Here is a 22,024-nt window from a genome sequence, read left to right as displayed (position 1 = left end):
TAATTTTTAAAGTTAACGATAACCCTAAAAATAAAACTTGTATTATAAGCTATAATTAGGGCGTAAAATTATGTTAACATCAATATATAGCAAGTTATACGTGTTTATTTATGTTGCATAAAAAAGTATGTTTCGGTCGTTATATAAATTATCTAAGTGAAATTAAACGATTTAATTAACTAAATTATAAAAGTATTTAAGTTTTTTTATTGAAATATTTACTTTATTATATATAATGATAAATGACAGCGGTTTCAAAAAATAAAGGAGGCGTAGATTGAATGAAGAAGAACAAACGATTGAAAAGTAAAATGGCTCGCGGGCTCGCGAGTGTCATGTTGGTGCTGTTAATGCTACAGCTGGTGCTACCGTATGTGGGGGTGACGGCTGTTTCGGATTATTCGGTTTTAAAGCTATCAAATCCGGATGCTTCTCGGTATACGAAAGAGTTATTTGCTTATTTAAAAGGCTTGGGTGGCGATGAGATATTATTTGGTCAGCAGCATGCGATTGATGAAGGGTTAACTTTAACGAATGATGGTAATCGCGTGGCCTCAGAACAATCTGAAGTGAAAAATGCGGTAGGTAATTATCCGGCTATCTTTGGTTGGGATACGAACAGTTTGGATGGGCGTGAGCGTCCTGGTAACGCTATTGGTGACGTAGCATTATCTTATGAAGAGCGTTTAAGTAACCTAGCGGCATCTATGAAAAAAGCACATGAACTTGGGGGTATTGTTACGCTTAGTATGCACCCGAACAATTTTGTAACAGGTGGAAATTATGGAGACACGAGTGGTCAAGTCGTAAAGGCTATCTTACCTGGTGGTGATGCGCATGATGCCTTTAATGCGTGGTTGGATCAAATTGTTGATTTGTCACATAGGTTAGTAGATGGGAATGGGGAAGCGATTCCGATGATTTTCCGTCCATTCCATGAACAAACAGGCTCTTGGTTTTGGTGGGGGCAAAGCTCAACGACGCCGGAAGATTATAAGGCCATCTTCCGTTATACAGTTGATTACTTACATGCCCGTGGCAACAATAATATATTAATTGGATACTCTCCAGGTTCTGGTCCGAGCGGAGATAAAGACCGTTACTTTGAAACGTATCCAGGAGATAAGTATGTTGATATATTGGGTATTGATAGTTATGATAATAAATCAAACGCGGGTAGTGACGCGTGGATTAACAGTGTGGCGGGTGATTTAGAAATGCTTGCAATTGAAGCAGAAGCGCGCGGGAAAGTCTCTGCTTTAACAGAGTTTGGTTACAGTGCTCAAGGGATGAATGAAACGGGTAATAATCTTGAATGGTGGACAAAAGTTTTAGAGGGTATTATGAATAATGAATTATATCCAAAAGCAAAAGAAACATCTTATATGTTGACGTGGGCAAACTTTGGCTTCCCGAATAACATGTATGTTCCCTATCGTGATGTCAATGGAAATTTAGGTGGTGATCATGAGTTATTACCAGATTTTCAGGCGTTTCATGATGATGAAAGAACGGTTTTTGCAAGTGAAGGTGACGTATATAATCAAGGGGTTCAGTATGAAACATACACCTACCCATCTGATATGTATGTTGTACGTCCGACGAATGGCGTGAGAGTGACCGAGTCGCCAACGACTCTAAGTGTGAAAGTTAATGGTGGGAAAAACCCTCAGGTAACTTATCAAGTAACGGGTGCTGATGAAGTGGATATGGTGCCTGTAGGTGAGTTCTATGAGGCTGAGTATATCCCGGCAGCTAAAGATAACAACGGAAGTATCGATGTGATCTATCGCTATTATGAAGGGGAAGAACTTATTGATGAAGACACGCATCGCTATTTCATCACGGTAAATGAGATAGTAGTCAAAGGCTATCCGTTTGACGAAACGATTGACGGTATAAAATCTAATGGCACATATTCTGATCAATCAGGTGATGCGCCAGAACTCATAATAAGTCATAGTGATTTTAACGGTGGTGCACTAAAGTTGGATGTGGAGAACATGGATCCAACTGTATGGTGGCAAGAACTGAAATTGGAATTAACGGATATTGAGGACGTTGATTTAATGGCAGTGAATCGTGTCAATTACGACCTCTTTGTTCCGGTGACAGCAGGAGAAAAGTCATTAGCTAATGTGGTTATGTTGCCGCCGGATTGGGAAAAAAAATATACACAAGAAGTGAATGTAGCTGATTATGACAGTGTTTCAATTGATAGCTCGGATTATTATCGTGTAGAAGTAAGTGTTGACGTGCCGAAGGTTGAGGGTGCAGAGAGTTTAGCGATTTCATTGGTGGGTAAGCAAATGACTTTTGATGATGCATTCTATATTGATAATATTCAACTTATCAATACGTTTGAAGAAGTTGAAGCTAATCCATATGTTGTTGATGATTTTGAAGGATACATGGGTGAGAATACATTACTTAACCGTGCCTATAGTACGAATGGTGATCCGATTGTATTGGCGTTATCAGAGACTGAAAAATATACCGGTAATTATGGTTTGGAGTTTGATTATACACTTGGTAGTGCTGGGTATGCGGGTCGCCAAACGTCGCTTGGTACGGTGGATTGGTCAGAAAGTAATGGCGTATCATTTTGGTTAAAACATGAAGCCCAAGGGGAACGCCGCTTAACCGTCCAAATTCAAATGGGTGGTGTTAGTTTTGAGTCAAACGTGGAACTTGCTGAAGCATTTGAAGGTATGGTAGACATACCGTTTAGTGCATTTTCTCCTGCGCATTGGGAAGGGAATCAACAGGCGATAATTGATTCTTCTCGTATTCAAAAAGTAACACAATTTGCATTGTATATGGGTGGTGAGACAGGTTCTGGAACGTTATATTTTGATGATATTAAAGCGACGACAATCCCTGGTGCGCCCGATGTGCCTGGAGCGAAGGATCCTGGGGAACAAGTCATTGAACCGATTTACTATATGTTTGATGATTCTCTTGAAGGTTTTTCGGCACCGGGTTTCAATGTCATCGACGGTTATTTAACAGGGGAAGTGAAGCTAGATGGTAAGAAAGAAATCAACCGAGCGTTTGGTCAATCGCTTGAAGGATACCAATATCTTGTTGCGCGGATCAAATATACAAGTCAACAGCCTGAATTAGAGGCTTTAAAGGCAAAGTTATTCATTAAAACGGGTGATGCATGGAGTTGGTCAGATAGTGGTGAGGTGACTTTAGTTAAGGATGCCTTTGTTGATGTTATATTTGACTTATCCGCAGTAGAAGATTTGAATGCGGTCAGAGAATTAGGAATTGAGTTTATCGGTGCTTCTACAGGTGAAGCGACAGTATATATTGATCATGTTAGCATTGTTGAGTCTCTTGATCAATTGCCAGGCGTGACACCGGATGAAGAAGATACCCCACCAGGTGAAGATGATGCAGAAGGAGAGGGAGATACCCCACCAGGTGAAGATGATGCAGAAGGAGAGGGAGATACCCCACCAGGTGAAGGTGACGCAGAAGAAGAAGGGAATACCCCGCCAAGTGAAGGTGACGCAGAAGGAGAGGGAGATACCCCGCCAGGTGAAGGTGTTGTAGTTGATGAGAGTGGTAACGCTTTACCTGGTACAGCGACGTCTAACTTTAATATTATGTTAGTTGCAGGGTTACTGTTGTTATGCGGGGGTAGTATGATTGTTATTGAGAGAAAGCGCCGCGTATTATAGTAAGGGAAATAAAGGTAGAATTAAGTACTTATTTTAATTGTTTATCTTACGTAAAAAACCAGTGGGATGTAAGTGTCCTTCTGGTTTTTTCTGTGGATTCTTTTTAAAAGTGATTGGTAGGTCGAATAGAATGAGTTGATAAATAATACAGTGATGGATGGCGCTAAGTTTTATCTATTTTGTGAATGTTTATGCGGCTTTTCTGGTCGTCTAAGGAGTGAGCGGTTTGAAGTGTGTCGGTGATACGCGTGTTTTCGGGGGCAGAACTAAAAATTAAATTTGTTTTAATAACTAATCTATAAAGGGAAACTTTATCCGTAAGTTAGTTTTACGTACACAAATGGATAGATTGATGAAAAAAACGGCTTTTCAAAAAAGAAAAGGCTTACTATTGACTTTTATTAAGGGTTTATTTAAGATGTAGTTATTAAGTTATCGATTAACTAATATGAGGTGATCTTGTGAATGAAGTAATGATAAGGAAGGAATTGGAACAATCGATCCTGCCATTCTGGATGCGTTTAAAAGATGAACAATATGGTGGTTTGTATGGGCGTGTAACATTTGACTTAATACCCGTTGAAGTAGGTGAAAAAGGTGGGATTGCAGCTGCTCGGCACTTGTGGTCTTTTTCAAGTAGTTACCGCGTATTAAATAACCCTGAATATTTGTCAATGGCAACACATGTGTATCAGTTTATTAAAGACGCTTGTATTGATAAGGTGTATGGCGGTGTTTATTGGATGCTTGATTACCGCGGAACAGTCATAGATCATCGAAAACATATTTATGCACAAGCGTTTATGATTTATGGTTTGAGTGAATATTACCGGGTCACAAAAGATAAAGAAGCGCTAGATTTAGCAATGGTGCTATATGATTTAATCGAAAGTAAAGGTTTTAATGAAGATAATGGAGCCTACAAAGAAGAATTTACGCGTGAATGGGTGGAAACGCCAAATGAAATGTTAAGTGAAAATGGTGTGATAGCAGACATTACAATGAACACGCACATTCATATATTAGAAGCGTATACAAACTTATATAAAGTAGCCCCAAGCGATGAACTTAAAGAGAGATTAAACTATTTATTAGCGCTTCATTATGAGCGTCTGTATCAATCAGATTATTTTTTAGGTGTGTTTTTTGATCAAAACTGGAAGAGCATTCTTGATTTAAAGTCGTTTGGTCATGATATTGAAGCGTCCTGGTTAATTGACGAAGCGCTAAAAGTACTAGGCAATGAAGATCCGCGTTATCATCGAATGGTGATCGACATTGCGGAAAATATAAGGTCGGTGGCGATTAATGATGATGGGTCATTGTTAAATGAGCAAGAAGGTGATCATATTGATCGTACACGTATTTGGTGGGTGCAAGCAGAAGCTGCTCTTGGTTTTTATAACGCCTATCAAAAAACAAATGATGCGGCGTTTAAGTCGGCGTCAGAACGTTGTTGGGGTTTTATAATGAAACACATGAAAGACCCGCGTGAGCGTGGGGAGTGGTACTGGTCGTTAGATGAAGATAATCTGCCGATCAAACGCGACTTAGCTGAGCCATGGAAGGTATCTTATCATAATACACGGAGTTGTTTAGAATTGATTGAAAGGATGGGAAAATGATGATTCACGAAAAATATTTTGAGTTAAAGCCGCAACAAGAGGCACTAATTACAAGAAAAAACGAGGTAAACAAGGCGTTTTATAATGGCATTTATGACCGTTATCAGTACCCTGTAATCACGCGTCACCACGTGCCGTTACACTGGCGTTTTGATTTAAATAAAGAAACGAACCCCTATTTTCAAGAACGTTTAGGTATTAACGCGACATTAAATCCAGGAGCGTTGTACCATGAGGGGCGCTATTATTTAGTTGTCCGAACAGAAGGGTTAGATCGAAAGTCTATATTTGCGCTTGCTGTGAGTGATAATGGGGTTGATAACTTCCGCTTTATCGATACACCACTTGTGTGGGAAGATATAGATGAAAAAGAAACGAACATGTATGATATGCGTCTGGTGAAGCATGAAGATGGCTATATTTATGGTATTTACTGTTCGGAGAGTAAGGATCCTGATGTACCACCGAGTGACACATCTAGTGCCATCGCGCAGGCGGGTCTCGTACGTACGAAAGATTTAAAAACGTGGACACGACTCCCGAATATTAAGACACCATCACCGCAACAACGTAATGTAGTACTTCACCCAGAGTTTATTGATGGTCACTATGCTTTTTATACGAGACCACAAGACGGTTTTATTTCAACTGGCTCAGGTGGTGGTATTGCATTTGCGCTATGTGAAGATATAGAGAACGCTGTCATTACAGAAGAACACGTGATTCATGAGCGTCAGTACCATACGGTATATGAGGTAAAAAATGGCCAAGGTCCAGCACCGATAAAGACAGATAAGGGATGGGTACATATCGCTCATGGTGTTCGAAATACGGCAGCTGGTTTGCGTTATGTCTTGTATGTTTTAGTGACTAGTTTAGATGACCCTAAGCAAGTAATTGCTGCACCAGGAGGACATTTTATTGCTCCTTATGATGATGAACGTGTAGGGGATGTCTCAAATGTCATCTTCTGTAATGGTGCTGTCGTCAATGAACACAATCAAGTATTTATTTACTATGCCTCAAGTGATACGCGTGTACATGTGGCAACGACGACAGTAGATCGCTTGCTTGATTATGCATTTAATACACCGACAGATGACTACCGTTCATTATTAAATGCGCATGTACGAAAAGCATTCATCGAAAAAAATGATGCGCTTTTAGCGTCTCTTAACGAATGGAAACCCTAACAATTCACGTGTGTTTATTGCCTTATTGCTTAAGGTTTGATACTATTAGGGAGAATTCGTTTAGTTAAACAACTAAGTTAACTTACTTAATAAAGTTATAACTTAAGCTCCTAGATGATGGCGATAAATAAATGGTAGTTTTGAGATGGGATGTGTGTATGATGGCGAATGTAACAATGAAGGATATCGCAGAAAAAATAGGTGTTAGTAGTGTCACGGTGTCAAAGGCATTAAACGATAAAGAAGGTGTCAGTGACGCGCTGAAAGATAAAATTAAACAACTCGCAGATGACATGGGTTATCGTTATAATACGACGGCAAAATCAATGAAGAATGGTTTAACTTATAATATTGGCGTAGTCATACCTGAGCGTTTTTCGGGTGGTATGTCTCAATCGTTTTACTTCCGTGCTTACCAACAAGCCGCACGTGTCTTTGAGAAATATGGCTACTATGGAATTATGAATATTTTGACGGATGCTGATGAAGAAGCGCTAAAATTACCCCGGCTTTATTATGAAAAGAAAGTAGATGGCTTTATTTTCTTAGGTCAATTATCGGCAGATTACATTAACCTCATCAAAGAAATGGATATGCCTAAAGTATTTTTGGATTTTTATGATGAACACGATGAAATAGACTCTGTTATTACGGATAACTTCTTCGGTGCATATGATTTAACGAATTATCTTTTTAATAAAGGGCATAAAGATATAGGCTTCGTAGGGAATCTGCATTCTACTAGTAGTATTCAGGATAGGTATCTAGGATTTTACAAGTCTTTGTTAGAGCATGGCAAAGATTTAACTAAAGATTGGATTATCAATGACCGTGATGAGCGTGGGAAGTATGTTGAATTTGACTTACCAGACGCCTTGCCGTCTGCCTTTGTCTGTAATTGTGATCAGGTGGCCCATGCTTTTGTGAACCGCTTAAAGCAAGAAGGATACAAAGTGCCAGAAGATGTATCGGTCGTTGGTTTTGATAATGACATATACGCAACCATCACTGACCCGAATTTAACGACGGTTGAAGTCGACATTCATGAGATGGTATCTGAAGCGGTAAAAATAATCATTAAAAAAGTTCAAGGGACAAAGAAATGTTATGGTCGACAGTCAATCAAAGGAAAGATTGTTAAACGAGCATCTGTTTGGGACAAAAGACAAGGTTAGCGCCTTGTCTTTTGGCTTTCAACCTATCGTTTCCTTATCAAGCTACACATATGGGAGCGACTGTGATAGTTCATGAAAGGGTGTGTGTCGTATCGGGACGAAAATCGTTAGTTGGACAGTTCAAATCTATCACTTTATCGTTTTGGCCGGTTATTTCTGGCTAGGTATTCTAAAAGGTCTTATCTTATACGGCGTTGTTCCGGCGTGTGTCAGTGTGATTAAAACATATGAAGATATCAAAGTGACCGATGAAGTTGATGAAAAATTTATTAAGAAGCGATTTTTTGACTATTACCGTGATTATGATCATTATAAAGTCTTATCATTCGTTATGAGTTTAGGTGTCCTCTTATTGATGTCATTATTCATGCTTAGTTTAGCGCGAGGTGTCTCGCTGATTTTAGTCGTTGTCTGCATTTATTTCTTGTTATTGTTAGTAGGGGCGATGAGCTATACTTTTTATCATTTAACGTTAAAGAAAGAATCCGGCCGTCTCGCTTTTTCTAAAGGGTTTGTTGTGATGATTAAAGAATTAAAAACGACTGTTCCTTTATTGATTGCTGTTGTTGTACTTATAGGTGTTCTATATTACAATCTGGTATTATTTCTCGTTGTCTTTCCTGCTGGCTACGCCGCTGTTGTTTCAGGAATACTGCATGAGAAAATGCCTTTAAGTTGAGTTGTTGTTTAAGTGAAAAACGCACATGATACCGGGGGTTAGGTTTATAGAGACTAATCCTCGGTTTTATGTGCGTTATTTTCCGTGTTAAATTAAGAGTGGCATATCCACCGAACGTTTATTTCAAGGATTATAATTAAGTAAGAAAAGTAATGTTAAGTAAAAAATGATCAAATAACTTAATATTAATATTTTATAGTAATGATTTTCTGTAAGTTTTAATATAATAAAGTTAGCTGGTGTAAAAGGAAACAAGCTTACTTGTATAGTTATGCTTCAGGAGTGTTGGGGTGTGAAGGTTGTTTGAGTGAGTTAAGTTAAAGAACGCTATTGTTAACTAATTGGTTAAGTAAAAACAATAATAAATTATGAAAAACCTATTGACGAGTAAACGTTTTCAATATACAATACAGTTATTAGCTTAGCGATAACTTAAAAGTTAAGTTAATAATAAGTTTGAAAAGAAAAGAAAGGGTGTTTAATTATGGGTAAAAAGTTAATGGTTTTATTTATGAGTTTATTCCTACTTGTGATGTTGGCGGCATGTGGCGGCGATAATGACAATGCGACAGACTCAGGTGACGGCGGTTCAGATGATAATGGTTCTTCTGAAGAAAAACCAATGCATGAGGCGTGGAAAGACATGGATCCTGAAGAAATTGAAGGAGACTTAACGGTTCTTACACACCGTACCGATATCGTTGATTCGGTGTACCAAGAGTACAAAGAACAATTTGAAGCGAAATATCCAAATGTAAACGTTGTGTTTGAAGCGTTAAATGATTATGGCGGCGACATTATGCCTCGTATTAATACCCAAGATTTCGGTGATGTTCAGTATTTACCGGTTGAAGTACCGATTCAAGATATTCCTAACTTCTTTGAACCGATGGGTTCATTGGCTGATATGGAACAGAACTTCTTAGGTGTCGAAGAGCGTGCAGTTAATGGCACGGTTTACGGTATTCCGATTGCTGTAACGTATACAGGAGTTATTTACAATAAAGCTGTGTTTGAAGAAGCTGGCGTTACTGAATTACCAGAAACACAAGCGGAATTTTTAGAAGCATTACAAATGGTTAAAGATAACACAGATGCGATTCCACTTTACACAAACTATGCAGATGCTTGGCCGTTAACGCAGTGGCAAGGTGCGTTATCAACAACGGCAGGTAGCGAAACATACTACAATATCGATATTTTAGATGATCCACGCCCGTTTGAAGCGGGTGACCCACACTACGAACATTATAAGTTAATGTATGATGTAGCTGAACAAGGTTTAATCGAAAATGATCCTCTCACAACTGACTGGGAAGCATCAAAAGTTATGATGAACAATGGTGAAATCGCAACGATGGTTCTTGGTTCATGGGCGCTTGAACAGATTCAAAGTTCAGGTCCGAACGCAGATGATATCGCGATTATGGCTTATCCGAATGATCAAGATCGTACGCTATTTTCACTAGGTGCTGACTATAATGTTTCTATTAGTAAATTTAGTGATAATAAACCGGCAGCTTTTGCTTGGGTTGATTGGTTCATCAATGAATCAGGTTACTCTGTTGAACAAGCAGGCGGAATCAGTGCTTCTAAAGAAGTGCCACTTCCAGAGGCGTTAGCTGAAGCAGAGGCAGCAGGAGCAGAGTTCGTTATGCTTGAGCCATCTCCTGAAGAGTTACAAGGTAAATTAGACGAGATTGATAATGAATCCGAAGTTGGTCTCTGGGGTCAAGATAAAAAACAAGTGTTGGTTGAAGCAGCTATTGGTAACCGTGACATGACATTTGATGATGTGATGAACAGTTGGAACGATGCTTGGGAAGCAGCTTACAACAAAATTATGGAATAGTAAAACAACAAGTAGATCAGATGAAAAGGGAGTGCGTTCATCGTACTCCTTTTCTCATCTTAAAAGATAAAAAATAGTTTTAACAACGCTTGCGTCTAGAGATAACCTTAAATAGGAGGTGCGGACTCTTGTCTAAACTTAAAGAAATAATAAGCAAAATGAGCTTTTCGAATATTTCATACAAAGCACAACGAAATATAATTATTATCGCATTTTTGGCGGTGCCAATGACCTTACTTGCGACGTTCGCGTTCTTGCCGGTCATTAACATGTTTTGGTATAGCTTTACCGATTGGAATGGTTACAGCAAGATGAACTTTGTTGGGCTTGACAACTACAAAACCATTTTTTCAAACCCTGAATATTTTTCAGTGTTTAGAGTCAGTTTGTATTACTTTTTCGCGACGTTTGTCCAATTGGGGATCGCTTTATATTTTGCGACCATCCTTAGTTTTGAAGTGAAGTTCAAAAACTTTTTTAAAGGCGTTTTGTTCTTCCCTTACTTACTAAACGGTGTAGCGATTGGTTTAATGTTCTTATTGTTTTTCAGAGCAGACGGTACGCTTGATACCGTTCTTCACGCGATTGGATTAGGTGATTACACACAAATGTGGCTAGGGAATCCGAAACTTATTAACATCTCACTAGCGGGTGTGTCAGTTTGGCGCTATATGGGTTTTAACTTTATTATTTTCCTCGGAGCAATATCGTCCATTCCGAATGAAATTTATGAAGCTTCAGAAATTGATGGGGCAAATCGTTGGCATCAATTTATCTATATTATTTTACCTAGCATTAAGATTATCGTATCACTTAATTTAATTTTAGCAGTTAGCGGTTCGTTAAGTGCGTTTGAAATACCGTTCATTATGACGGGTGGGGCAAATGGTAGTGCAACCTTTGTTATTCAAACGGTTAATACGGCCTTTAGATATGGAAAGATTGGCCTTGGTTCTGCGATGGCCGTTGTGTTACTGTTTATCGTTGTTGTTGTAACGGGTATACAGAGAAAATTCTTTAGTGAGGGGGATTGACAAAGTGGAGACCAAAAAAAATCTAGCAATCGTAGTTAAATACTTAACGCTTATTCTCGGTGCAGCTTTTGCGATTATCCCGATTCTAGCTATTTTCTTTGCTTCGTTTAAGACGGGAACAGAGTATGGATCGACGGGTGCTTTAACAATGCCTGAAAACTGGCTTAACTTTGAAAATTACAGACGTGCATTCAGTGAAGGTAATATGATGGTGGGTTTTAAAAATACCGTCATCATTCTGATTATCTCAGTTATTGGAACAACATTGATTGGTTCCATGGTCGCGTTTGTTCTGCATAGATTCACATTTAAAGGAAGTAAGTATATACTGGGTGCTTTCTTACTTGCGACGTTAATTCCAGCAGTTACAACACAAGTGGCGACGTTTCAAATTATACACCGCCTAGGGTTGTTTAATACAATTTTCGCAGCAATTGTTTTATATCTAGGGACAGATATTATTGCCGTTTATATCTTCCTTCAATTTATGGATTCGATTTCGGTCTCGCTTGACGAATCAGCAATGCTTGACGGTGCTTCATACCTTACGATTTACCGAAAAATCGTTTTACCCCTTTTGAAGCCGGCGATTGTAACGGTGTTTATTATTAAAGGGGTCAATGTGTATAACGACTTTTATACCCCGTTTTTATACATGCCAAAGACAGACTTACAAGTCATCTCGACCTCGCTTTTTAAGTTCCAGGGACCTTTCGGAGCGGAATGGCAGGTTATTACAGCGGGTGTCATGATTGCGATTATTCCAACGCTGATCGCGTTCATTTTCTTACAAAAATATATTTATAACGGATTAACTAACGGATCAGTTAAATAACTGATCAAGAAAGGGGACAACAACATGTCTAAAGTAAAAATGATTGCTGAAAACATAAAGAATTTGCCGTGGGAGGACAAACCAGAAGGTTTGAACGCACCTGTTTGGCGTCATAGTCAAAACCCTATCATTAAGCGTAACCCTGCAAAAGGTATCTCGCGTATTTTTAACAGTGCGGTTGTAAGCTATGAAGATAAATTTATCGGGGTATTTCGTGCAGAAACGATCGATGGTCGTCCGCACCTTCATTTAGGTTATAGTGAGGATGCTTTGAACTGGTCTATTGAAGAGGAAAAGATTCCGTTTGTGGATGAAGAAGGTAACGGTTTCCAACCGCCTTCAGCTTATGATCCGCGTTTACTAAAAGTAGAAGATACGTATTACATTATCTGGTGTACAGACTTTTATGGTGCCGCGATTGGTGTAGCGAAGACAGATGATTTTAAAACGTTTGTCCGCTTAGAAAATCCTTTCTTACCGTTTAACCGGAATGGGGTACTTTTCCCTCGCAAGATTAATGGGAACTATGTGATGCTTTCACGCCCAAGTGACAGTGGTCATACGCCATTTGGTGATGTTTTCTTAAGTGAATCGCCAGATATGACTTACTGGGGTAAACACCGTCATGTTATGACCAAAGGTGGTTACGGCTGGTGGCAAAATGTGAAAATTGGTGGTGGTCCAGCGCCGATTGAAACGTCTGAAGGTTGGCTGATGTTCTATCACGGTGTGACGGGGACATGTAATGGCTTTGTTTATTCGATGGGTGCGGTTATTTTAGATTTAGAAGAACCGTCAAAAGTTAAATATCGCTCAAAGAACTTTGTGTTAACACCGGAAGAGTCTTATGAAACGACGGGCTTTGTCGATAATGTTATTTTCCCATGTGCGACATTGCATGATGGGGAGTCAGGGAAAATTGCGATTTATTATGGTGCAGCTGATACGTATGTAGGTCTTGCTTATACGACAGTAGAGGAAATTGTAGCATATGTAAAAGAAACATCAGAAGTTGTCGCAGATGATGAGGAAATTGGACGTAAATAATTGTTTGAAGCTAGTATGCCGAACATCTGGTATACTAGCTTCTTTTGAAGGTGGATATATAAAAGAACGCGGTAACGAAAACAACAAGAAGGACAATAAGGTAAAGATAAGGATGGTTTAAATGATATTTATTAAAGGATTTACATTTGGTTGGGATAGTCGAAGAGGTGATTTTCTAAAACAAGAGGCAAAAGAAAGCTTGCGTTTGATGCAGATGAATACGGCGAGTGATACAGTCATTATTGCCATCAGCGCACTACAAGACACAGCGCATACGACAAAGGTGGATTATGTAGGGGATCATATGGTTAGTGATGACGAGTTAATCGCTATGATTGATTATGCCAAATCACTTGGGTTACGTGTGATTCTAAAACCAACAGTCAATTGTAAAGATGGCACATGGCGAGCGCATATTAATTTCTTTGATGTAGATGTGCCGTGTGAGCCGAAATGGTCAGATTGGTTTAAGTCTTATACTGATTATCAGCTACACTATGCTAAAATCGCTGAGGTAACGGATTGTGAGATGGTGATTGTCGGTTGTGAAATGGTGCAAACTGAACGGCGTGCGGATGAGTGGCGCCAATTAATTCTAGAAGTGAAACAGGTGTATCACGGGTTAGTCAGTTATAACACCGATAAATATCAAGAAGATCATGTGCCGTTTTGGGATGCGGTGGATGTGTTGTCATCGAGTGGCTATTACCCTACTGGCACGTGGGAAAGAGAATTAGACCGGATAGAAACGGTTGTAAAAAAATACAACAAGCCATTTTTCTTCGCAGAAGCAGGTTGTCCAAGTCGAACAGGATCGAGTTATATACCGAATGATTGGAATCATGTGGGCGAAGTAAATATAAAAGAGCAAGCGGCCTTCTACCGTGAGATGTTTGAAGCCGCCGGACAACGTGACTTTGTGTCAGGGTTTGGCTTATGGGATTGGAATACGCTTCTTCATACACATGAAGAAGCTGTGACAGATGACGGTTATGGTGTGTATGGGAAACCAGCAGCGGACGTCATATATAATTATTACACACGAGAGAAGAGGCACTAGTTATGCACATGGACATGTCTTTACCAGAGTTAAAGCAGTATCAAGGGAAAAATCCTAAGCCGACGAACTTTGATTGGTATTGGGAAGCGTCACTGGATGAATTAAAGGAGTTATCGTTAGGTTATGAGATAACAGCGGCGGATATGGCTATTTCCGATGTGACGCTTTATCACCTCACCTTCACAGGGATTGGTGGTGTGAGGGTTCATGTGAAATGGGCAAAACCTCACCGGCCGACAGGGCAAGCGGTGGTAATGTTTCATGGTTATGGTGTTGATAGCGGCGATTGGTTAGAAAAAATCGCTTATGCTAAAGAGGGAATCCATGTTTTTGCGATGGACTGTCGAGGGCAAGGGGGGTTAAGTGAGGATGCTATCGTCACAATTGGACCGACAGTACGGGGCCATATTATCCGCGGTTTAAAAGATCAAGACCCGAAAAATCTCTATTATCGATCAGTTTTTTTAGATGCGGCTCACCTTGTTAAAATAATACAAACCATCGATGGGATAGATTCAAACCGAATAGGTTCATATGGTCAAAGTCAAGGCGGGGCGTTAGCGCTGGCGGTGGCAAGTTTAGTGCCGGAAATTAAGAAGACCTACAGTGTGTATCCTTTTTTAAGTGACTATAAACGCGCCTGGGAAATGGATGTGACTAACTCCGCTTATGAAGAAATCTCATTTTATTTTAGAAATGTTGATCCGATGCATGAGAAGGCGGATGAAACATTTTTAAAATTAGGTTACATTGATTTACAACATTTAGCATCACGGATAAAAAGTGAGGTTATTATGGTGACGGGTATGCGTGATGCTATTTGTCCGCCGTCTACCCAGTTTGCTGTATTTAACAAGTTGAATACAAAGAAAACGCATCACCTTTATCCTGAACACGGGCATGAGTATATACCGCTTCATGCGGATGAAGCATTTAATTATTTCCGGTCATTATAATACGTGTGTAGCGGGTTGTTTAGTATCATTTAGCTGTAAGTTGAGTATTGGAAAAATAGTAAATGTGAAAGTGGCGTGCATCCGATTGATGCACGCCACTTTCTGTTGAAGTTTAAATATATTTGGCCAGGGGGGTAGCTGGCCTTTTATTTTTAAAAGGGGTAAGGTTGTTTTTTTGTTAACGTAAAAATCCGTGATTGATAATCGCCAGGATGCTCACGTCCCCAGTACTCATGGGCGCGATCGGTAAAGTCCTCTGCGAGGATAATACCGTAGGCCATTAATTCTGATCCGTAGTAATCTGTCCCTAGCGGAGCAACGTGATAGAGTGTATCTTCTGACAGTCCGGTAAGCTTCAGGCGTTTATAACTTTCATTCGGTTTAGCTAGCACTTTGTAGTAACCGACAAGGGCGGTTGATTGGTCGTCACTTACGACCATCCACGCGGTTTCGTTTGACTCGAATGGACTAAGCAGACGGTGGAAGTTACCTTGACTTATAAGGGCGCGATGCGCTTTAAAAAATGCTATTTGCTCTTTTACAGCGGCTTTTTCTGGATCTGTTAATTCTGTTACATCCAGCTCATAGCCAAATGTTCCGAAATAAGCGACATCTGCCCGTGTTTGAAGGGGCGTTCTTCGTCCGACTTGGTGATTAGGAATCTGTGAGACGTGTGATCCAATCGAGGAAAGTGGATAGACCAAAGATGTTCCATATTGGATTTTCAAACGCTCACAAGCATCGGTATCATCACTTGTCCACGTTTGTGGCGCGTAATATAGTAGGCCTGGATCAAAGCGACCGCCACCACCAGCGCATGACTCAAAGAGAATCTCAGGGTATTTTGTCGTTAGTCTTTCATATAGGTCGTAAACACCGAGAATATAACGGTGGAACGCTTCGCCTTGTGCTTGTGCCTCAAGTGTGCGTGAGTAGGCTTCTGTTATGTTTCGGTTCATATCCCACTTAATGTAGCTGATGGTGCTGTCCTTTATAACGGTATCCATTAAATGAAAGATGTGTTCAACAACATCCTCTCTAGAAAAGTCCAAAACGTACTGGTTTCGTCCGTGTGACAGTGTACGCTGAGGTGTTTCCAACAGCCAATCAGGGTGGTCTTTAAATAACGTAGTCCCAGTCGAAATCATTTCGGGCTCGAACCATAAGCCAAACCGCATACCAAGGTCGGTGACTTTCTTTGATAATGCACCGATCCCATGAGGTAGTTTTGCTGTGTCGACAAACCAATCACCTAGTGATGAGCTGTCATCATTGCGTTTACCAAACCAGCCGTCATCTAAAACGAACAGTTCGATTCCGAGATTTTTAGCTTCTTTAGCAATGGTTAATATTCTATCTTCGTTAAAATCGAAGTAAGTCGCTTCCCAATTATTGATTAATACCGGACGTGTCCGGTCGCGCCAGTAGCCACGTGCTAAGCGGGTGCGGTATAGGTGGTGGAATATTTGACTCATTCCTGATAATCCATTTGTTGAATAGACCATCACGGCTTCAGGTGTTGTAAAGCTTGTCTTTGGTTTAAGTTGCCATCCGAATCTAAATGGATTTATACCGAGTGATACTCGACTAACATCATACGTGTCTACCTCAACTTGTCCTCTAAAGTTTCCGCTATAAACGAGACTAAAGCCGTATACCTCGCCTGTTTGTTCGGTCGTATAAGGTCTCTTTAGTGCAATAAACGGATTGTGCACATGACCAGATGCGCCGCGGTTACTAGAAATTGCTTGTACCCCTTTTTTTAAAGGTGACACGCCCACGTGTGCTTCTCTTGCCCAGGCGCCGTTTAATTGAACCATGTCAAAGTCATCATCAGGGAAGTCAATGCTCATTGATTGAGCATTTGATAAAGTATATGTTTTTGAACTATTGTTGGTAAATTTGCTGTGACGTGTAATGACGGCGCGCTCTGAGTATATGGTATAAAACAGTTCCAAGGTGACGCCGATGGTGTCATCGGTGAGTGTGATTATCAATGTATCTGCTTCATCAGTCGCTTCGATATACGTGTGTGGAAGACCGTTAAGTGCCGGTTTTCCTTTTAAAACGTCATAGTGTTTAAAGCGAAAATCAGTAATGTGTGATCCGTTAGGTTGATCAATCGTAAAGGCGGGATAACGAAAATCTGTCGTCCCGTAACTAGGGTATTCTTGTTTAATATGCTCAAAAGAGGACGTATGGTCATCTGTAAAACGATTGGTCGACGGGCGAACCTCGCGTTCGATTAAGTGGGAAAAATTATCCCGGTGGTGAACGGATTTGCCGTAGTATAAATGTTCGAGTTGCGCGCTCTTTTCGAGGACGCGAAAAATATAACTGACATGTTTATTAGTTAAGTGAAATGAAAGGCTTGCATCATTCACATGAATTGTCATATAATCACCTCATAAAGTTATTTTTAAGTTATCGATAAAGTTTCTTTTTGATTATTTTAACATAGTGATAATTAAATGGCTAGGCTTAATTTGAAAACGCTATACACAAGATTTTATTAGTGATTAAGTTAGGGAAGGGTAAAGGTTTTTTGTGAAAAAAGAGAGAGTGTTTTCATTTAGGTGATATTTTATGAAAGTTAATTTTTTTTAAAAAAACTAACGATATAAGTAATAGAAAAGAGGTTTTTTAAATGGAAAAGTTGATGTTGGAAAAATGGCGATTTAAACAAATGGGGGAAAAGGAGTGGTACCCAGCGTATGTACCAGGGTGTGTTCATACGGACTTGCTGAAAAATAAGCTGATTGTCGATCCGTTTTACGGAGATCATGAGAAAGACTTGCAGTGGATTGATAAAGTCGATTGGTGTTATGAAACGACACTCCACGTGACTGAGGAGATGTTAGTAAAACAAATGGTGCTGATTTTTCATGGGCTTGATACGTATGCTGATATTTATTTGAATGATGTTTTAGTGCAAAAGACAGCGAATATGTTTCGCATCTATAAGTTGCCCATCCGTCATTTAGTCGCACGAGGTGAAAATAGGCTACGCATCGTCTTTAAATCACCGATTCAGATGGATTTGCCGAAGCTTCATGCACTTGGCTATCAATTACCTGCAGTGAATGATGATAGTGCCATGGGGGGATTAGGTGATAAGAAGCTAAGTATCTTTGCACGTAAAGCGCCATTTCATTATGGTTGGGACTGGGGGCCAAGGTTTGTGACCTCAGGCATTTATAAGCCAGTAGAATTAAAGATATATGAGGAGCTCATAATAGAGGATCTATATATTCGGATGACGACTGTGGAAGAGCATGAAGCCATTGGTGAAGTAGAAATGGCGTTTAACGTAGCGCATTCAGGGGTTTATACCTTTACACTTCACACGGAATCTTATCGAATTGAAAAGACATATGAAGTAGAAGAAGGCCATCAAACAATCACTTTACCGGTGACAATAAAACAACCGAAACGCTGGTATACCCATGACTTAGGTGAGCCTTATATGTATACATTTACGTTGAGTGTGCGAGATGAAAAACGATTAATAGCGCAGAAACAATTAAAGACGGGGTTAAGAAAAGTTCGACTTATCACGGATAAAGACCAATTAGGTACCTCATTTTATTTTGAGTTAAATAATCAGCCTTTATTTATTAAGGGTGCTAACCATATACCGAATGACAGCTTTGTGAGTGAAGTGACAGATCAAAGGTATCAAAATGAAATAGATGCGGCGCTTTTTGCGGGGATGAATATGCTTCGGGTGTGGGGTGGTGGCATTTATGAAATGGACGTTTTTTATGAAAAATGTGATGAGGAAGGGATTTTGGTATGGCAAGACTTCATGTTTGCTTGCAGCATGTATCCAGGGGATGAAACCTTTGTAGCCAATGTAAAACAAGAAGCCATTGATCAAGTCAAACGCTTGCGTCACCATCCATCTATTGCCCTGTGGTGCGGTAATAATGAAATGGATGCAGCATGGGCACATTACGAAGAAGATGGTGGTTGGGGTTGGAAAAAGCCTTTTAGTAATGTTGAACGTGAGAAAATTTGGTCGGATTATCAAAAGGTTTTCCATGGCGTTTTAAAGGAAACAGTGGCGACATATACAACCGAAGACTATTGGTCCAGTTCACCGCTTCGCTTGGAAATAGAAGACGCAAGCCGCCATGCATTCACCGCTTCAAATGCGGGTGATGTACATTACTGGGATGTATGGCATGGGAAAAAGCCATTTGAAGCCTATCACGACAACGTTGGTCGCTTTATGAGTGAATATGGTTTTCAGTCATTCCCAGAGAAACGAACGATTGATACATTTTTAACAGAAAAGGATTATGCCATTGATTCGCAATATATGTTGCATCATCAAAAGAACGGCGACGGGAATCACTTAATTGAGACTTATATGTCAGAAGCTTTACCAAAGCCGAAAGATTTTGAAGGGTACCTATATTTAAGTCAAGTGCTCCAACAAGAAGCGATTAAACAAGCGATTGAAGCACATAGGAAAGCAATGCCCTATTGTATGGGGACGTTGTACTGGCAACTTAATGACTGCTGGCCGGTAGCTTCTTGGTCAAGCATTGATTATTTCGGTCGTTATAAGGCTCTTCATTACCAAGTGAAAGAAAGTTACCAAAGACAGTGGCTTGTTATGAGTCAAGAGGGTGACAATGTGATGATTCACGGTATTAACGATGGTGAGGCCATATCAGGTGAACTTATCGTAAGTTTAACGTCGATAGATGGTGCGGTGCATTTCATTGATCATTTACCAATCACGCTTGATCAATACTCAAGTGCTTGTCTTAAAACGTATAATTACGTCACGTTATTAGAGGGAGTTAATCATAAAGACGTTGTGCTGACGGTGACTTTTAAAGGATTGAGTCAAGCGATTGACGTAACGAACCGACACTATTTTGTTAAAACAAAAGCATTACCTTTAAAAGAGGGAGCTGTTATGGTTCAGAAGATTAAACCTTACGTGTACCATGTATCTTCTGAAGTGTTTCAAAAGGCGGTACGTTTAGAAGCGTCAATCGATGGTCATTTTTCAGCCAATTACTTTGATTTGTTGCCAAATGAAGTGAAAGAGGTTGTGTTCTATCCGGCAGATGTGCATCAGCTTATCAAGGTTGATGCCAAAGGGATGGCATCGTTTATCGTGTGATCGTTAATCAATTAACGCGACATTAAAAAAGGCGGAAGTGACACTGTTGGGTAGGCTTTCGCCTTTTAGTTATGCTAGACTATTCAGTAAGGATCGTGTATGAAAAAAGAAAAGGAAAGGGTGGGTAGGGTGATTCATTTAAAACCATTTGAACCATCAGATTATCAAGCGTTTATTGGCTGGCACAAAGAGGCAACTGAGGCTGATATGTATAGTTGGGCAGGGCGGACATTTAAGTTGCCAGTAACAACCTCTCAGTTAGATCAATATGCAAAATCAGCAGCAGAAAAGACGTTACCAGTTAAATTATTTACAATCATTGAAACCGCAACAAATGAAAAAATCGGCCACATTCAAGTCGCTGACATGGATGGATTAAACCGTTCCGCGTTTCTTAACCGGATTTTTATCCGTTCAGAAAGTAGAAATAAAGGCTATGGCTTATTGTTGATGGAGGAAATGAAGCGTTACATATTTGACACATTAGGTTATCACCGACTTTCATTATATGTTTTAAGTAACAATCAAAAAGCTCGATGGCTATATCAAAAAGCAGGCTTTAAAGATGAAGGCACGATGCGAGATGCGAGGTTTTTTAACGGGGATTACTTAGACTTACATTTAATGAGTTTACTATCGACGGACTAACTCCTAACAATCCGGTGGAATAGACAATTATAGGTGTTGTTTTGAGGTAAAGAATTGACAGCTCATGTGATTGGTTTCAGTTTTGTAGCGATAAGTGATTTTTACTGACGGAGTAAATAGTCGATGTATGGCGTGCGTTACCACTTATTCATACGGTTGGCGCATGGCAAGTGCTTGTAATCACCACCATATTGACAGTTACTTTTTTAGAGGTTGGTGTAAAAGTAGCCGAGAAGAGAATATGATTAAAGTGAATGAGAAAGTAGTCAAGCGAACATCAGCTGATGTTCGCTTTAAAATACTGCAACAACGCTTCGGGTGTCGTTGCGGTGTAGTCTGGTAACACATCACCTTCAGGGGCTCTGTTGCGCTGGTTAAACCAAACGACATGAAAGTCAGCGCTCTTAGCACCTAATACGTCATTGATATAGGCATCACCTACATAATAGGTTGTGTCTTTATTAAGGTTAAGTGCATTTTCAATGTGTTTAAATACGGCTTGGTCAGGCTTTTGAAATGGTAAGGCGCCAGAGATGAATTGATGATTTTTTGATATCCACCGATCAACACCTAATTGGGTTATTTTCATTTGCTGATGCTCTTTATTCCCGTTTGTTAAAATCCCTAAAGTCACGTCCTTCTTAGTTAAAAAATTGAGTAACTCTTCCACTTCAGGTATTAAAGTGATGTGATGTTGATAGTAGAGATAACGCGCTTGAAACATTAAGGCATCTGTTTTAGAGATGGCTTGGCCGATATCTTTCATTGACTGGGTGATGCGATAGACTTGTAAATCTTCTGTCGTTATTTTCCCGCTTTGCTCATCTTCAAATACATCATCACTATATTTTCTGCTTAAAAAGTACAGCCGCTCAATCTCCTCGGTTGTGAAAGGGTGATTGAATATGTCGATCAGTGCTTGTCTAAAAGGAAATATTTGATCGTAAAGTGTGTCATCAACATCAAAAATAACAGTGGAAATCTGTGGTGTCATCGTTATCCCTTCTTTCTTTTGGTCAGTTATTTGCTATTTGTCTAAAATTATTCTAACATAAAACAATAAATGTGAAAAAGTTTCACACTTG

At 39.7% G+C, this 22,024-nt stretch carries 15 protein-coding genes; 13 read left to right on the top strand and 2 right to left on the bottom strand.

Annotated elements, in window-relative coordinates; translation table 11 throughout:
• The first annotated feature begins 281 nt into the window (after positions 1 to 281).
• From BM163_RS13600 to BM163_RS02305, 11 genes are all read left to right on the top strand, one after another.
• Entirely contained in the window at positions 282 to 3,692 is a 3,411-nt protein-coding gene (locus BM163_RS13600) for a glycosyl hydrolase (RefSeq protein ID WP_143088168.1), read from the top strand.
• Between the two features lie 461 nt (positions 3,693 to 4,153).
• Positions 4,154 to 5,317: an AGE family epimerase/isomerase gene (locus BM163_RS02350; RefSeq protein ID WP_307725318.1), complete on the top strand. Its 1,164-nt coding sequence runs from the start codon at positions 4,154 to 4,156 to the stop codon at positions 5,315 to 5,317.
• Complete coding sequence (locus BM163_RS02345; RefSeq protein WP_089799824.1) at positions 5,317 to 6,510, top strand: glycoside hydrolase family 130 protein; 1,194 nt, start codon at positions 5,317 to 5,319, stop codon at positions 6,508 to 6,510. The genes BM163_RS02350 and BM163_RS02345 overlap by 1 nt, the downstream gene beginning before the upstream one ends.
• A 161-nt stretch (positions 6,511 to 6,671) precedes the next feature.
• Positions 6,672 to 7,685: a substrate-binding domain-containing protein gene (locus BM163_RS02340; protein WP_371859473.1), complete on the top strand. Its 1,014-nt coding sequence runs from the start codon at positions 6,672 to 6,674 to the stop codon at positions 7,683 to 7,685.
• An 82-nt stretch (positions 7,686 to 7,767) separates the two neighbouring features.
• Positions 7,768 to 8,364, top strand: a complete 597-nt coding sequence (locus tag BM163_RS02335) for a DUF624 domain-containing protein (RefSeq protein ID WP_089799820.1) — start codon at positions 7,768 to 7,770, stop codon at positions 8,362 to 8,364.
• 484 nt (positions 8,365 to 8,848) lie between these two features.
• Positions 8,849 to 10,216 carry an ABC transporter substrate-binding protein gene (locus tag BM163_RS02330; protein WP_089799818.1) on the top strand — a complete coding sequence of 456 codons (1,368 nt, stop codon included), beginning with the start codon at positions 8,849 to 8,851 and terminating at the stop codon, positions 10,214 to 10,216.
• A gap of 158 nt (positions 10,217 to 10,374) precedes the next feature.
• The gene (locus tag BM163_RS02325) at positions 10,375 to 11,250 is read left to right on the top strand and encodes a carbohydrate ABC transporter permease (protein WP_089799924.1); all 876 of its coding nucleotides are present in this window, start codon (positions 10,375 to 10,377) and stop codon (positions 11,248 to 11,250) included.
• Positions 11,251 to 11,254: 4 nt separating this feature from the next.
• Positions 11,255 to 12,085 (top strand): carbohydrate ABC transporter permease, encoded by an 831-nt coding sequence (locus BM163_RS02320; protein ID WP_089799816.1) that lies wholly within the window; start codon positions 11,255 to 11,257, stop codon positions 12,083 to 12,085.
• Between the two features lie 24 nt (positions 12,086 to 12,109).
• On the top strand, positions 12,110 to 13,132 hold the full coding sequence (locus tag BM163_RS02315; protein ID WP_089799814.1) for a glycoside hydrolase family 130 protein: 1,023 nt from the start codon (positions 12,110 to 12,112) through the stop codon (positions 13,130 to 13,132).
• A gap of 121 nt (positions 13,133 to 13,253) precedes the next feature.
• Positions 13,254 to 14,192: a glycoside hydrolase family 113 gene (locus BM163_RS02310; RefSeq protein WP_089799812.1), complete on the top strand. Its 939-nt coding sequence runs from the start codon at positions 13,254 to 13,256 to the stop codon at positions 14,190 to 14,192.
• Positions 14,193 to 14,194: 2 nt separating this feature from the next.
• Positions 14,195 to 15,148, top strand: coding sequence for an alpha/beta fold hydrolase (locus BM163_RS02305; protein ID WP_089799810.1), 954 nt, complete (start codon positions 14,195 to 14,197; stop codon positions 15,146 to 15,148).
• Positions 15,149 to 15,300: 152 nt separating this feature from the next.
• Here BM163_RS02305 and BM163_RS02300 read toward each other — a convergent pair whose 3' ends face one another.
• Positions 15,301 to 17,544, bottom strand: coding sequence for an alpha-galactosidase (locus BM163_RS02300; RefSeq protein ID WP_089799809.1), 2,244 nt, complete (start codon positions 17,542 to 17,544; stop codon positions 15,301 to 15,303).
• Positions 17,545 to 17,795: 251 nt separating this feature from the next.
• On the opposite strand from BM163_RS02300, the gene BM163_RS02295 reads away from it, so the two are divergent.
• Entirely contained in the window at positions 17,796 to 20,291 is a 2,496-nt protein-coding gene (locus BM163_RS02295) for a beta-mannosidase (RefSeq protein ID WP_089799807.1), read from the top strand.
• 129 nt (positions 20,292 to 20,420) lie between these two features.
• Positions 20,421 to 20,939, top strand: a complete 519-nt coding sequence (locus BM163_RS02290) for a GNAT family N-acetyltransferase (RefSeq protein WP_170243615.1) — start codon at positions 20,421 to 20,423, stop codon at positions 20,937 to 20,939.
• A 277-nt stretch (positions 20,940 to 21,216) separates the two neighbouring features.
• Here BM163_RS02290 and BM163_RS02285 read toward each other — a convergent pair whose 3' ends face one another.
• A complete protein-coding gene (locus BM163_RS02285) occupies positions 21,217 to 21,933 on the bottom strand; it encodes an HAD family hydrolase (protein ID WP_089799803.1) in 717 nt (238 codons plus the stop codon).
• Positions 21,934 to 22,024 lie beyond the last annotated feature (91 nt).

The organism is Halolactibacillus alkaliphilus, from assembly GCF_900115465.1.
Classification (GTDB): domain Bacteria; phylum Bacillota; class Bacilli; order Bacillales; family Amphibacillaceae; genus Halolactibacillus; species Halolactibacillus alkaliphilus.
The sequence above is the reverse complement of the archived record's forward strand: the minus strand, read 5'-3'. Positions and strand labels throughout refer to the sequence as shown.